We start from the raw sequence: 14,820 nt of genomic DNA, 5'->3' as shown, positions 1-14,820 counted from the left end.
GGGTCAGCCTTCGATCAACTTATAGGTATCGCCGGCGACCAGTTCATCGAGCGGTGCCGAGACGATCACGTCACCAGCGGCAATACCGGTAACCTCGACCAGGTGACCGCGATCCCATTTCTGGACTGTCTCCACGCCCTGCCGAACCAGTGTGCCATCGACCAGCTTGAGGACGAAGGTCCCGTCAGCGTCCTCGCGCAAGGCAGCGGCGGAAACGGCATGCGCCTGGCTTTTTTCGGCGACGGTGATCTGCCCGGTGGCAAACATGCCGCCGCGCAAACTGCCGGATTCATTGTCGAGCTCGATATAGATCGGCACAGCGCGGGTACCGCTGACGGCAACGGGGTTGACCCGGGTGACTGTGCCAGCAAATTCCTGCCCATCAAGGCCACTTACCGTGACGGAGACGGGTTGCCCCGGCGCGACCAGGGCGCTTGAATTGACCGAGGCGGCGGCGTCGAACTGCATCTCGTCAAGATTGACGATCGTGAACAGGGGCGTGCCCGAGGCGATGGTTTGCCCGGGCTCGACCGAGCGCGCAGAAACGATGCCGTCCAGCGGTGCCTTGACGGTGGCATTGCTGAGCGCAAGCTTGGCCGACTCAACGGCGATGTCGAGTGCCTTGAGATTGGCCTCCAGTGCTGCATTGGCGGATCGGGCCTGTTCCAGCGTCGATGGGCTGGCCAAACCCTGGCTCGCCAATTGCTCGGTCCGCTCAAGCTGCTGCTGCGATGAAGCCAATTGGGCACGCGTGGCCTGTGCCGTTGCCTGCTGCTGACTGAGCTGCAATTCCAGCGTGGCCCGATCGATCTGGGCAAGGACATCGCCGACAGAGACAGGATCTCCCGGACGCTTGAGCACAGCGATAACCCGCCCGGATGCCTGCGAGGCCACTTCGGACTGCCTGCCCGGAACAAGCGTACCGGTGACCTTGACAGTCTGCTGGAGCGTCGTCGTCTCAATGGTTGCGGTTTCCGATTGCCTGATTTGCTTGGCGACCGGTGCCGTGTCGCCTGTTTCGGGGGCGGATGGCGCGGGCGGGCGGAGAAGGATGAATCCCACGATACCCAGGACGACTATTGCCAGAATGATCCAGGGCAGAATGCGGCGCTTGGGCTTCAGGCCCTGGGCCACGCGCTCGGCATTGGCCTTCTCACGCTTGCTTTGCGCCCACAGAGGCTTTTCGTGCGCTTCACTCATATCTGGTTCTTTCGGGTGGTCTGATCGTTCTGCAGGGGCGCGACCCACTCACCGAGTCGCATGGCGGCTCGCATAGCACGATTGTACGGCACCAGAACAACCAGCCCATGGTGCAGCCTGGATTGGTGGGCATTGGACTGGTCTAGCGGTCAATATTAGTCGGCCAGGTCATGATGCGGCAAGCGCCAATGCTGGGGGTGGACCTGCCGAATTTTGGGCGCAGCGGATTGGCTGAGTTCCACACCCTATCGGCTACTTCCAGTGCGACAATCTGCTGCTTGCACGCGAGTCAGCGACGCAAGCGTCTGCGAGCGGCGTATCAGGGTACTGGATGGGAAAACCGACTAGTTCGGCTGCGCGGATATGTGCGAATTGTCCAGTCAGCAATGCTGCGGCTGGGCAGCAGGACAGGACAGATTGGTGGAAATCAGCACGCCGCCGGCCAATTGGTGGCCCGCCGACCGGATTTTGCCGCGCTGCGCTACTTGCGCGGTGCTGTGGTCAGGCCGGGGCTGAAATCGAGCGCTGCCAGACAACACGGCGTGTGCCGTGTAGGGGGCCATTACAAAAAGCACCAGAAACAAGACCAACGGATATCGCATACGGCTCGCACCCTTCGTGGCAAATCGGCAAATGCCGTCGCCTGGTGGATAGTCTCTCACGAAGAAGAACATCCATTGAGTAATTAGGTTGCATTTTTACGCACCGTGGCAGTGTCTGCGAAAGCAATGCTGAGCACTGACTCCAGCGTCAGGTAGGATCGCACGATGCGGAACAGCGTGTATTGCGGCAGACCGAGCAGCGCCCGGGGGCGGCCATTGGCCAGCGCCGCGAAGGCCGCCATCAGTGTGGGCGCTCCCAGCAGCACGGCGAGCGCCGCGCTGACGGTCAGGGTTGCTTCGCCCTCAAAGGCAAAGCCGAGATGGAGGAGGCTGAACAGCGCCAGCGGCACCATCATCGCGCGACGGGCCGAATTGAGCAGCATGAAGGGCAGGATGATCTTGCCCCGCATGGAAAAACGCCAGCTATCGAGATAGTTCCGGTTGCGCGCACTGACGTGATAGACAGAGCGGAACCAGCGCATGCGCTGCTCGCGCAGGTGCCAGTATGTCACCGGCACTTCCGAGACATAGACGACCGAGGGATCGCCCACGATCCGATGGCCCATCTCGCCGATGCGCAGGGAGACATCGGTGTCCTCGCCATTCATGCCGGTAACGAAGCCGCCTACCGCCCGCACCAGGCGCGTGCGATAGGCCGCGAACATGCCGGGTACGCCCACTATGGCATCGGTCGCGCCGTAGGCGACCTGGTAATAGCCGTGCTTGAGCAGCACCTCGAGCGTGCGGGCCCGATCGAACGGACCATCGCCTGGCGCCAGAGGGAGTCCGCCGACAACCCCCACACCGGGACGCGAAAAATGTCGCATGGCGCGACGGAGCGTGGCCGGCTGCACCTGCGTATCGGCGTCGATGCGGATCATAAACGGCGTGCGCACCTCCATAACCCCGCGATTGAGCGCCTTGGCCTTGCCCGATGTCGGCACGTCCACCACGCGACCCCTGAGATGGCGGGCCTTGTCAAAGGCCTCCCAGGTGGCCTTGACCGTATCGTCTGTCGAGCAGTTGTTGAGGACCAGAACCAGTACCTCGCCGCCATAGCCCGCCGCCGACGCATCGAGGCTGGCAATGGTGCGGCCGATCACATGCGCCTCGTTGTGGGCCGGCACGATCACGGTGACGGGCGGGGTGAAGGTGACCTTGCGCCGGATGATGGCCTGCACCGTGCCATCGATGTAAAGCAACAGGAACAGCATGGGCAGGAACAGGAAAACGCCCGGCCCGGTGCCGCCCAACAGCGCCAGGTCACGCAGGCGCTCGATGATGAACAGGTTCAGCCCGTCGACATAGACCGAAAGCCCGATGGCGATCGCCACGGCAATGCCGAGGCGCAACGATCCTCTGATCTTGTAGCGTGGGCTGGTCGGGGTCTGGGCCCTGGCCGGCATGCTGCCATGATCCAGTAGCTTGAGTGAAAAGACAAAGTAGCCGAACAGGCCCGACAGGATTTCCACCACATGCAGCGAATAGATGAAGCCGTAGGCCTCGTAGAGCACAACATTGAGCATGTCGAAGACGCAGCAGATGATGATGAAGAAGGACGTCATCTCGACAAGGAACTTCAGTTTACCCAGGGAACTCGCGCCCACGGCCGCCGTAAAGGCCAGGTAAAAGCTGAGGATGAAGATGCGCAGCGGGATCGAGTGAGTACCCAGATAGGGCGAGAAGACGAAGTCGCGGTTCGGGAAGGTCTCGACCAGCCACGGCACGGTGTTGACGGCAAACAGCAGCAGTGAACTGATAAGGGTAAACAGCAGCAGCACCAGCGGCGCAGCCGTGAGCGGCAGTGGCCGTGTCAGCGTGGCTGGCGCGCTATCGACGGACCAGTACTGATGGCCCGCAGGGGGCTGCGGGTTACTGGCTGGAATGGCTTTGGACAAGGATGGCCACGCTGGCTGATTCCATCTGGTTCAAAAATGTCGGCTCGTCCTGCGTTTGCAGGTCAATCAGACGCAGCGAGTTGGTCCCGGTTTCGCCCGTCGCGGTGACCAGCCAGTCGCGCCGTTCGGGAGCCATATCGGCCTCTTTCCTGGCCCGCAACAGCTGTGCCAGCTGATTTTTGTTCAATGCCGTTAGCATCATGGCCGGGCCTTCCGCCTCGAAGGCTGCGTTGACCCCAGCTGGCATGAACTGCGATAGCATCGCGGCGATGCGCGTGGCCTGGTTGACATTGAGCAAGCCATAATTGCCGGGGACGACAACTGGCGCGGTGGCCAATTGCCGTATCAGGTAGTGCCAGCCCTCGGTTGGCTGTACCCCCAACGCAGTTAACCGGCTCGTGGGGAGGAGTTGCGCCTGGGCATCGGGTAGGGTGCCGCAAACGCTCTGGTTGGGTGAAGCGTCGACGAGTCTGACCGCCAGGGAATTGGTCAGTCCCTGTAACTCGAGAGGCAACTCAACCGCCAAGCCTATATCGGGCACATTGCCCGGCATGCGCACCGTCTGGAGCAGGTTGCCGTTGAGCGAAACCTGCACGATCCATTCATCACCTTCGGCCAGCATGCTTGTGCGCAAAGCCAGCTCGAAGCGAGTTGGCGTCAGCCCGCCCGGCAGGTCAGCAATCTTGTAGGGAATGGTCCACTGCTTCGCGCCGCGAAAATTGCGCACCATGGTTTCGGTGGTCAGCCCGGTTACCGTGACGGGCCAGTCGGATAACTGGGCGGGCACCAAGGCATCGGCTCGGTGAAATTCGATAGCGCGGCGCAGGCCAGCAAGGCCGTTCAACACGAAATTGCCACCAAGATCTAGTTCCACCGCCTCCGGCGCTGACGCTTTGTCTGATACAATGATCCGACCAGGGGTCAGCGGGTCATCCACCAGAATCGTAGCCACACCGGCGCGCGTCAGATGCTGGGCAGCCCACATTGCGATGGCTTGGGAATTGCTATCCCGGCCCAGATAGAGCAGCAGCGGATCGGGAACAGCAATAAGGGCCGTCTGGGGATCATTCACGTCCTGCAGGGTCGTCAGCACCATGGCGCTTTCCGGCAGGAGATTGATCGCACTGCCAGAGTTGACTGCGCCGGTCGGGCATAACTGCCCATTATTGGTCGTTCCCCGCGCTGCCAGTTCAACCACGACCTTGCTGGCGAGAAGATCAGCATTCGTAAGCGGAATGCTGATCTGATGGGTATTGTGGCCCATATCGAGCACTTTTTCACTGCGTCGCTCGCCATTCACTGCGACGCTCAGACGTCCGTCGCCTCCCTCGGCCAATTGAACATCGAAGCGCAGATCCAGTCGCCCGTCGACATAGCCGCCAACGCGCGGCACCGTGAAATGTACCTCGGTCTGGTCAGGAAATCCGGTAAGGCCAATCCAGCTCGTCTGGCTGGGGCGGACAATGCGCAAAGTCGTGGTCGCCAGTTGGGGGCCATTGTCGCTGCTGCCGAGCCCGGTCAGATCTGAAAACCCACGACGGATCGCTCCGCCCGTGCCATCGAGAAAGGCAGCCACGCCATAGCGAAAAGCGCTATCCCGGGAATAGATCATGGCAAAGCCGACAACGGCAAATACGAGAATGGCGATGCCCACAAGTCGCAACAGGTCGCGCATCAGTTGGCACTGTCCTCCTTATATCCCGGCACTATTCCGGGACGGTTTTCGCGTGTCCACAAAGAGCGCGCAGGAACAACTTTCGGATCGAAGCGATCCTTGTAGCGTTGTACAATTTCGAGCGCTTCACGCATCACCCCGTCCTTGAGCAGAATGGGATTGAGCCCGAGCGTGCGGAATGTCCGGTTGGACGCCCGCAAGCTATTGCTCTCAGCTTCCTTGCGCGGATTGTCGACATTGGCAAGTTCGGCGCCGGTGACGGCGGCGACAAGTTCAGCAACGGTCCTCACGCTGAGCGTTTCGGCAAGTTGGTTGATAATGCGGACCCTTTCACCACGCTGCGGTGGGTTTTCCAGAGCAAGGGCCACACATCGCACGGTATCCCGGATATTGATGAATGCTCTCGTCTGGCCGCCACTGCCGTGTACGGTGAGTGGATAGCCGTTGACGCCCTCGACCAGAAACCGGTTGAGAACAGTGCCGTAATCACCATCATAGTCGAAGCGGTTGACCAGTGCCTCATCGCGCTCGGTTTCCTCGGTCTGGGTGCCCCAGACGATGCCCTGATGCAGATCGGTGATCCGCAGACGATCGTTCTGGGCATAGAACTGGAACAGCAGCTGATCCATGGATTTGGTGAGATGATAGACGCTGCCCGGCCGGGTTGGGTAGAGGATGGAGCGCTGATAGGACTGCCCCGCTTCGTCGGTCACGGCAACGTCGAGGTACCCCTCCGGGATTTCAAGGCCATCGCCATCGTAGCCATAGACGCCCATGGTTCCCAAGTGAACCAGATGGGTGTCCAGATCGAGATCAACGAGCGCTACGAGCAGGTTATGGGTGGCATTGATATTGTTGTCGACCGTATAGCGTTTGCCTGCGGCATTCCGCATCGAGTAGGGCGCGGCGCGCTGCTCGGCGAAATGGACTACTGCGTCGGGCGCCAGCTCCGCCAGCGTGGCGCGCAACCCATCGTAGTCCTGAGCCAGGTCAATGTTGTGGAACGTGATGGTCTTGCCGCTGACGCGTTGCCACGCAGCAAGACGCTCAGTGATGTCGGCGATCGGGGTCAGGCTTTCTACCCCGAGCTCTCGGTCAATACGACGACGGGAGAGGTTGTCGATGACAATGATGTCGTGTCCGCTGTTGGACAAGCGGAGCGCTATTGGCCAGCCGCAGAAGCCATCGCCGCCAAATACGATTATCTTCATCTTTTTTGCTCCAATAGATCATAACGCTTAGAGAAGCTGAAAAGTTCCCATCCAACCGGCGATTGCGTTCTGCTCAGCAAGGCATCACCATGCTCTCAGTGCACGGTGAAAATGGGCAGGCGCGCGTGTTCGAACATGCTCCGCGTGGCGCCCCCCAGAATGAGCTGGCGAAGGCGGCTGTGGCCATAGGCGCCCATGACCAGCATGTCCGCTCCATTGGCCAGCGCTGCGGCCTGAAGAGTTTGGCCGATGGGAACAGTCCCGCGGGATCGGATCAACAGTCGCGTCTCGATACCGCGATGGTCCAGCCAATGGCGCAGGGCTTCGGAGCTATTGCCCTCGATGTGCTTGTCGTCTTCGATGACCACAATACTCACGGTGCCAGCAGCGCTCAGCAATGGCATGGCATCGCGAACGGCCCGTGCTGCGGCACGGCCGCCATCCCAGGCGATGCAGATGTTCATGGCGTCGTTGACGCCAGGCGCAGCGTCGTCGGGTACCAGCAACACCGGGCCGCCGTTGGCAAATATCAGCTCCATGGCAAGGGCCTGTTCTTGCTGGTTCTGCGGCGCCGCCATCAGTGTCAGATCATTGGTGCGCGCCGGAATAATCCAATGGTCAATCAGGGCTTCGGGCCGGCACCGGATTGTTTCGACAACGATTGGCTGGTGCAGCGTGTTGGCACGCTCGTTTAGCCACACGGTGAATTCTTCGGCTGCTGCCTTGCTGCCAGCCTCGGCGCGTTGCGACATGGCGGTGACATTGACCGCCAGGTCTGCCAGGACATTGCCGACGGGCGCGATGTCAACCTCATGAATGAGTGCGTGAAACCGGGCGTCCAATCGGGCAGCAATGGCCATGCCGAGGGCAACAGAGGCTCTCGAGGTGACATCTGGAAAGGTCGAAACCGGTATAAAGCAAGTGTATCGCATTGCGGTGCCTCCGGACATTGAAGGGTGGAGTGTGGACCGCAATGACGGCGAACGGGTTGACCCGGATCAAGTCCCCAGGCGATTTCGGCCGTCCGAACCGCTCAAACTTGCGCCAGATCAAGAACTCTGAGCGGCAGGCATGGTTTGAAGGGGGAACGAAAACTGGCGCGGGTCAGTTTGCATCGTGCAACCCGCAGTCGCACTTAAGGAGAGCTCATCATGCCTTTCGATTTCAAAGACAAGGTTGCGGTCGTCACTGGAGCCGCCTCGGGCATCGGTGCCGCCGTTGCGCAATTGCTGGCTGCCTCGGGCGCCAAGGTCCTGATTGCCGATCTGAACGAAGACGGCGCGCGCGAAGTTGCCGAATCCATTGTGGCGAAAGGTGGGATCGCCAAGGGTTTCGCTGCTGATGTCAGTGATGCGATGGAAGTGGAAGCCATGGTAGCGGCGGCGCAGCGCGAATTTGGTGGGCTGCATCTGGCCGTCAACAATGCGGGTATTTCCGGGGCCGCTGCGCCAACGGGTGAATACCCGCTCGATAGCTGGAACAAGGTAATCGGCATCAATCTGACGAGTGTATTCTACGGCTTGCGCTACCAGATTCCGGCCATTCTGGCATCGGGCGGTGGTGCCATTGTCAACATGGCCTCGATACTGGGTTCGGTTGGCTTTGCCAATTCTCCGGCCTATGTGGCGGCAAAGCACGGCGTTATCGGCCTGACCAAGTCGGCGGCCATTGAATATGCCAAGCACGGCATCCGCATCAATTCGATTGGACCGGGGTTTATCGACACCCCCTTGCTGAGCGCCAATCTCGACGCGGCAACGCTGACGGCAATTGCAGGCATGCATCCGGTGGGCCGCTTGGGTACCTCTGAGGAAGTGGCGGCGCTGACGGCGTTTCTGCTCTCGGAAGACGCCTCGTTCATTACCGGCAGCTATCATCTCGTTGATGGCGGCTATACGGCTCAATAGTCAGAAGGGGCAGGCTATGACCAAAGCAGAGCTTTATCGCATTGAGCTTGAGTTGGCACGGGAGCCCGGGCACCCGCACGGGGATGCGGACCACAGCTACCGGTTGTATTTTCCGCTGACACCGGAGGGGCATATCGATCCCTCGGCTTATGACAACATGCCCGATTGGTGCCGCGTCGTGCGGAGGCGGCCTGGAGAAGACGAGGCGCGCGGCCGCATTGTTCGCAGCTCTGATGATGGCTGGGTGTTCGACTATGACGAGGCGACCGGCACAGACGACGAAGTTGGGTTCCGACTGTCGGAAGAACGGTTCGTTCCCGGTGAGTATATGTCGATCCGCGAAGATGACGGCAAGATGCATGTATTCCGGGTGGTCTCGGTTCGCCCGGACTAGCCGAACCGTCGCGGCGTTTCGCCATACTCTCGATGCTGAACCTGTCAGGAAGCCTGCCGATGACCGTCCGCAATCTCGATCATGCCCTGGCACCGCGCTCTGTCGCCCTGATAGGGGCGTCCGAGCGCCCCGGGTCGCTGGGGACGCTGGTGCTGGGCAATATCGTTTCGGGATGGTTCGCGGGCGCAATCTACCCGGTCAACCCCAAATACACGGTGCTGCGTGGACTTGCCTGCGTTGCCGGTGTGGCAGATCTACCGACGGTCGCTGACCTTTATGTCATTGCCACTCCAGCACAAACCGTACCCGGTTTGATCGCCGAAATTGGCGCAGCCGGTGGGCGTGCCGTTGTGATCATCACCGCAGGCATCGGCAGCCAGGACCAGTTGCGCCAACGCATGCTGGCGGCCGCTGCGCAATATGGCGTGCGGATCATCGGGCCCAATACGATCGGCCTCTTGGCGCCACTGGTTGGCCTCAACGCCAGTTTCACCCATATCCCGGCGCGGCAGGGATCGCTGGCACTGCTGTCGCAATCAGGGGCGATCATTTCCACAATTATCGACTGGGCCGAGGCCGAGGGGATCGGATTTTCTCAGATCGTCTCGTTGGGCGATATGGCCGACGTTGATGTCAGTGACCTCCTGGCCATTCTGGCGGACGATCCCAAGACGTCGGCGATCCTGATGTATCTGGAATCGATCCCCGACGGGCCCAAATTCATGGCAACGGCCCAGGAGGCAGTGCGGCGCAAGCCGGTCATTGCCATCAAGCCGGGGCGGCATGAAGCGGCGGCGCAGGCCGCCCAGACACACACCGGCGCGCTGGCTGGAGCAGATGGGGTGGTTGATGCCGCGTTGCGGCGCGCCGGCGTTGTTCGGGTCAAGCATCTCGAAGACATGTTTACTGCGGCCGAGATTCATGCCCGTTTCAAGCCGCTGGCGCGCGGAAGGGTCGGGATTGTCACCAATGGCGGTGGGGCCGGCGTGCTGGTGGTCGATGAACTGCTTGATCGGGGCTGTATCATCGCCGAGCTCGCACCGGCAACGCTGGCCGCTCTCGAGGGGGTGCTGCCCGACAATTGGTCACGGTCCAATCCGGTGGACATTATTGGCGATGCCGGGGCAGCGCGTTATGTGGCGGCATTGCTGGCGGTCGCTGATGATCCAGGCGTTGATGTGGTGCTGGTGATGAACTGCCCCACCGCGCTGGCGGCGGACGCTGCCCAGGGTGTGGTATCGGTGGTGGAAAATGGTCTGATCAATGGCAAACCTGTGTTGGCAACCTGGCTTGGCCAACATGCTGCCGCCGCTGCCCGCGATATGCTCAATGCGGCTGGCGTGGCCAGCGTCGACACACCCTCAAAGGCCGCCGATGCGGTGGAAATGCTGACGCTTTGGCATGGCGCGCGGGCGCGATTACAGCGCGATGCGAACAAGCACGAGGTCGTCACTGTCGACCGCGCCGCGGCAACCCTTGTACTGGCGGAAGTCGCTCGACAGTCGCGCACCATGCTCACCGAGCCTGAAGCCAAGACCGTGCTGGCGGCCTATGGCATTGCGGTGCCGCGCACATTGACAGTGGACAGCGTCGAGGCTGTCGGCGCCGCTGCTACCGACCTGCTGGCAGGTAGTGCGGCAGTTGCCGTCAAAATGCTGTCGGCGACGCTGACGCATAAATCCGATCTCGGCGGCGTTGTGCTCAATCTTGCCAGCGCAGAGGCAGCGCAGGCTGCCGCTCAAGCGATTACGGATCGTCTCGCGGCACGCGGCGTCTTCGACCAGCTCGACGGGTTCAGCGTGCAGCAGATGATTATTCGTCCATCGGCCGAGGAACTGCTGGTGGGGATTACGACAGATCCCGTGTTCGGGCCGGTAATGATGTTTGGGGCAGGGGGCGTATCGGTAGAGGTGGTGCGCGACACCACCATGGAATTACTGCCGGTCGATGCGGGGCTGGCCGAGGACATGATCGGACGTACCCGGGTCAGCGCGCTACTGGCCGGCTATCGCAACCGACCAGCCGCTGACCATCAGGCCATTGTGCTGGCGCTGATGGCCGTGTCGCAATTGGTGATCGACTTTCCGCAGATCGTGGCCATGGATATCAATCCGCTGCTGGCAGATGCGCAGGGTGTTGTCGCGCTGGACGCCCGGATCGAGATTGGTCTGCAGGATGAGGCGGGCGCGACGTCCGGCCGGGCGCCGGCGCTCTGATCGGCATTGTCGACGCTCGTTCGAGCGGTCAGAGATCACTAGGCCCGTGCGGTCCAGAGTTGATTTGGGTCAACAAGCGCGCCGGCACTATGCTGCATGGTGCCAATCAGCGACACATGCAGAGGATTAGTTGGCCTGTCCCATGGGAAGCAAAATGAGCCAAGGCCATGTCTGAAGCACCGGAGGCCCGATACCTGCTAGCGCTCAATGCCGGCTCATCGAGCCTGAAGTTTGCCGTCTATGGGGCGAACACTCTCGAGTGTGTGGTCCGCGGCAAATTCGGGCGGTTGGGGCAGGGCGACGCCAGCTTCAAGGTTGAGGGGCGTTCGGTCGAGCCGGTCGGGGTGGCCGATCACGCCCATGCGGTCGCATGGCTGTTTGACTGGCTTGATCGCGAAATTGGCCCGGATGCCATCGTCGCGATTGGGCACCGGATTGTGCATGGCGGTCCCCAGTATCGCGACCACTGCGTGATCGATGCCGCATTCCTCGCCGAACTCCAGCGCATTATCGACTATGCGCCCGAGCATTTGCCGGCAGAAATTGCGATGATCACCTTCTGCCAGCGCCGCGATCCGGGTTTGCAGCAAGTGGCCTGCCTGGATACGGCGTTTCACCGATCCATGCCGCTGGTCGCCAAGCAATTGCCCATACCGCGCTGGTACGCAAAGCAGGGCATTGAGCGGTACGGTTTTCATGGACTGTCCTATGCCTTTGTCCTGCAGCAACTCGACCGGATCGCGCCGCAGCTGGCGCAGGGCAGGGTGGTGCTGGCGCATCTGGGCAATGGCGTCAGCCTGGCTGCTGTGCAGGATGGCCACAGCGTCGACACCACGATGGGATTCACCCCGGCTGCCGGGGTGCCCATGGGTACGCGCACTGGTGACATCGACCCCGGTCTGGTGCGCTATCTGGCCCAGACCCAGGGGATTGATGCGGCGGCCTTCGACCACATGGTCAACCATGAATCCGGCCTGTTGGGGATGTCCGAGACCAGCGCTGATGTTCGCGACCTTTTGGCTGCAGAGCCCGGCGATAGCCGGGCTGTCGAGGCATTGGCGCTGTTTTGCTACCGCATCCGACAGGCGATTGGCAGCCTGGCGGCCACTCTCGGGGGGATCGATGCGCTGGTGTTCACCGGTGGGATCGGCGAAAATGCCGGGCTCATTCGCGAGCGGATCTGCGACGAGCTGGGTTTTCTCGGTATCGCCCTCGACACCGCCAGCAATCAAGCCAACGCTGCCATCATTTCGACGGCAGCAGCGCGGGTGCCGGTTCATGTCATTCCGACAGACGAGGAGGCGGTTATTGCCGCCACCGTTGCCACATTGCTCAAGCAGGAGACACTCGCGTCATGACGAACCCCCTTTCAGCCGACATGCTGGCCCGAATGGATGCCTATTGGCGGGCGGCGAACTACCTTTCGGTCGGGCAAATCTACCTGCGCGATAACCCGTTGCTGCGTGAAAAGCTGACCCTCGACCACGTCAAGCCCCGCCTGTTGGGGCATTGGGGAACCACGCCCGGGCTGAACTTCATCTATGTCCATCTCAATCGCATCATCAATGAACGCGATGTCGACATGATCTACGTCACTGGACCAGGGCATGGGGGACCAGGACTGGTGGCCAACACATATCTGGAGGGAACCTATAGCGAGTTCTATCCCGAAATCGGGCAGGATGACGCGGGCCTGACGCGGCTGGTGCGGCAGTTTTCCTGGCCGGGCGGGATCCCAAGCCATGTGGCCCCCGAAACGCCGGGGTCAATCAATGAGGGTGGCGAACTGGGCTATTCGCTGATGCACGCCTATGGCGCGGCGTTCGATAATCCCGATCTCGTGGTGGCCTGTGTGGTCGGCGATGGCGAAGCAGAGACCGGCGCGCTGGCGACGAGCTGGCACTCCAACAAGTTCCTTAACCCCGCACGCGATGGCGCGGTGCTGCCGATCCTGCATCTGAACGGCTACAAGATCGCCAGCCCGACTGTGCTGGCCCGCATCAGCCATGACGAGCTGGATGCTCTGTTCCGTGGCTATGGTTACAAGCCGTATTTCGTTGAGGGGCACGACCCCGCAACCATGCATCAGAAGATGGCAGCCACGCTTGATACCGTCATGGAGGAGATCGCGGGCATCCAGGCCAGAGCCCGTAGCGGCGAGACTGTGGAACGCCCGGCCTGGCCGATGATTGTGCTGCGTTCGCCCAAGGGCTGGACTGGCCCCAAGGAAGTGGATGGCCACCCGACCGAAGATTCATGGCGCTCCCATCAGGTGCCGCTGGCCAAGCTGGCCGAGATTCCTGAGCACCTCGAATTGCTTGACACCTGGCTGCGCAGCTACAAGGCCGAAGAATTATTCGACGCAACTGGCAAGCTGCTCCCGCATCTGGCGGCGCTGGCGCCTGTCGGGGAGCGTCGGATGGGCGCCAATCCGCACGCCAATGGCGGGTTGCTGCTCAAGGACCTCAAACTGCCGGACTTTCGCGATTACGCGCTGCCGGTGGCGGCCCCCGGCGCGGTCATGGGTGAAGCGACTCGGGCCGCGGGAGCGTTCTTGCGCGATGTCCTGACCCTCAATGACGATGTGCAGAACTTCCGGGTGTTCGGCCCCGACGAGACGCAGTCGAACCGGCTGGGCGATGTGTTCGAGGTCACTGACAGGGTGTTCATGGGGGATATCATCGAAACCGACCAGCAGCTTTCCCCTGATGGACGGGTGATGGAGGTGCTCAGCGAACATCTGTGCCAGGGATGGCTTGAAGGCTATTTGCTCACAGGGCGGCATGGATTTTTCTCCTGCTACGAAGCCTTTATCCATGTGGTGGACTCCATGTTCAACCAGCATGCGAAATGGCTGGATGTGGCCAAGACCATCGGTTGGCGCAAGCCGGTGGCGTCACTCAATTATCTGCTGACCTCGCATGTGTGGCGGCAGGACCATAATGGGTTCAGCCATCAGGATCCCGGTTTTATCGACCATGCGATGAACAAGAAGGCCGGTGTAGTCCGGGTCTATCTGCCGCCTGATGCCAATACGCTGCTATCGGTGGTCGATCATTGCCTGCGCAGCCGCGACTACATCAACGTCATCGTGGCCGGCAAACAGCCGGAGCTGCAATGGCTCGATATGGAGGCGGCTGCCGCCCATTGCGCAGTGGGGCTAGGTGTTTGGGATTGGGCGTCGACCTGCGGCGAGGAAGAGCCCGACGCAGTGGTGGCGTGTGCGGGCGATGTGCCCACCATGGAGGCGTTGGCCGCCGTTGCACTGTTGCGCGAGCAGTTCCCCGACATCAGATTGCGCGTGGTGAATGTGGTCGACCTGATGACTCTGCAGGCACCAAGCCAGCATCCGCATGGCATCAGTGACGACCAGTTCGATGCCATGTTCACCGCCGACCGCCCGGTGATTTTCGTGCATCATGGCTATCCTGCCCTGATCCATCGCCTGATCTATCGGCGGACCAATCACCACAATTTCCACGTCCACGGCTTTCAGGAGGAGGGCACGACCACAACGCCCTTCGACATGGCGGTGCTCAACCAGATTGACCGCTTCCATGTGGCCAAAGCCGTGGTGGACGGGGTGCGAAGATTTGCCCACGACCGTGCCCGATTTGCCGATCTGGTTGCGGCGAAACTGGCCGAGCACACCGAGTACATCTGCGCCAATGGCGAGGATATGCCCGAGATCCGCGACTGGGTCTGGCCGGGCTAGGC

At 61.3% G+C, this 14,820-nt stretch carries 10 protein-coding genes; 5 read left to right on the top strand and 5 right to left on the bottom strand.

Annotated elements, in window-relative coordinates:
• Nucleotides 1-3: 3 nt before the first annotated feature.
• The 5 genes from ABFY71_RS00685 to ABFY71_RS00665 all read right to left on the bottom strand — a co-directional run bounded on the left by ABFY71_RS00685 (nt 4) and on the right by ABFY71_RS00665 (nt 7,446).
• The gene (locus ABFY71_RS00685) at nt 4-1,200 is read right to left on the bottom strand and encodes an efflux RND transporter periplasmic adaptor subunit (protein WP_347944245.1); all 1,197 of its coding nucleotides are present in this window, start codon (nt 1,198-1,200) and stop codon (nt 4-6) included.
• 685 nt (nt 1,201-1,885) lie between these two features.
• The gene (locus ABFY71_RS00680; RefSeq protein WP_347944244.1) at nt 1,886-3,700 is read right to left on the bottom strand and encodes a glycosyltransferase family 2 protein; all 1,815 of its coding nucleotides are present in this window, start codon (nt 3,698-3,700) and stop codon (nt 1,886-1,888) included.
• Nucleotides 3,675-5,171, bottom strand: a complete 1,497-nt coding sequence (locus ABFY71_RS00675) for a hypothetical protein (RefSeq protein WP_347944243.1) — start codon at nt 5,169-5,171, stop codon at nt 3,675-3,677. Before ABFY71_RS00675 ends, ABFY71_RS00680 begins: the two co-directional genes overlap by 26 nt.
• Before the next feature lie 203 nt (nt 5,172-5,374).
• A complete protein-coding gene (locus tag ABFY71_RS00670) occupies nt 5,375-6,586 on the bottom strand; it encodes an NAD-dependent epimerase/dehydratase family protein (protein ID WP_347944242.1) in 1,212 nt (403 codons plus the stop codon).
• A 95-nt stretch (nt 6,587-6,681) separates the two neighbouring features.
• Nucleotides 6,682-7,446 carry a universal stress protein gene (locus ABFY71_RS00665; protein ID WP_347944241.1) on the bottom strand — a complete coding sequence of 255 codons (765 nt, stop codon included), beginning with the start codon at nt 7,444-7,446 and terminating at the stop codon, nt 6,682-6,684.
• 291 nt (nt 7,447-7,737) lie between these two features.
• Between ABFY71_RS00665 and ABFY71_RS00660 the strand changes: the two genes are divergently transcribed.
• From ABFY71_RS00660 to ABFY71_RS00640, 5 genes are all read left to right on the top strand, one after another.
• The gene (locus ABFY71_RS00660) at nt 7,738-8,493 is read left to right on the top strand and encodes an SDR family NAD(P)-dependent oxidoreductase (RefSeq protein ID WP_347944240.1); all 756 of its coding nucleotides are present in this window, start codon (nt 7,738-7,740) and stop codon (nt 8,491-8,493) included.
• A 16-nt stretch (nt 8,494-8,509) separates the two neighbouring features.
• Nucleotides 8,510-8,887 carry a hypothetical protein gene (locus ABFY71_RS00655; protein WP_347944239.1) on the top strand — a complete coding sequence of 126 codons (378 nt, stop codon included), beginning with the start codon at nt 8,510-8,512 and terminating at the stop codon, nt 8,885-8,887.
• Between the two features lie 59 nt (nt 8,888-8,946).
• Nucleotides 8,947-11,103 carry an acetate--CoA ligase family protein gene (locus tag ABFY71_RS00650; RefSeq protein ID WP_347944238.1) on the top strand — a complete coding sequence of 719 codons (2,157 nt, stop codon included), beginning with the start codon at nt 8,947-8,949 and terminating at the stop codon, nt 11,101-11,103.
• Nucleotides 11,104-11,270: 167 nt separating this feature from the next.
• A complete protein-coding gene (locus ABFY71_RS00645; RefSeq protein ID WP_347944237.1) occupies nt 11,271-12,461 on the top strand; it encodes an acetate/propionate family kinase in 1,191 nt (396 codons plus the stop codon).
• Nucleotides 12,458-14,818 (top strand): phosphoketolase family protein, encoded by a 2,361-nt coding sequence (locus tag ABFY71_RS00640; protein ID WP_347944236.1) that lies wholly within the window; start codon nt 12,458-12,460, stop codon nt 14,816-14,818. The genes ABFY71_RS00645 and ABFY71_RS00640 overlap by 4 nt, the downstream gene beginning before the upstream one ends.
• The last annotated feature ends 2 nt before the right edge of the window (nt 14,819-14,820 follow it).

Source organism: Devosia alba (assembly GCF_039938915.1).
GTDB classification, from domain to species: Bacteria; Pseudomonadota; Alphaproteobacteria; order Rhizobiales; family Devosiaceae; genus Devosia; species Devosia alba.
This window is presented reverse-complemented; position numbering and strand designations above follow the sequence as displayed.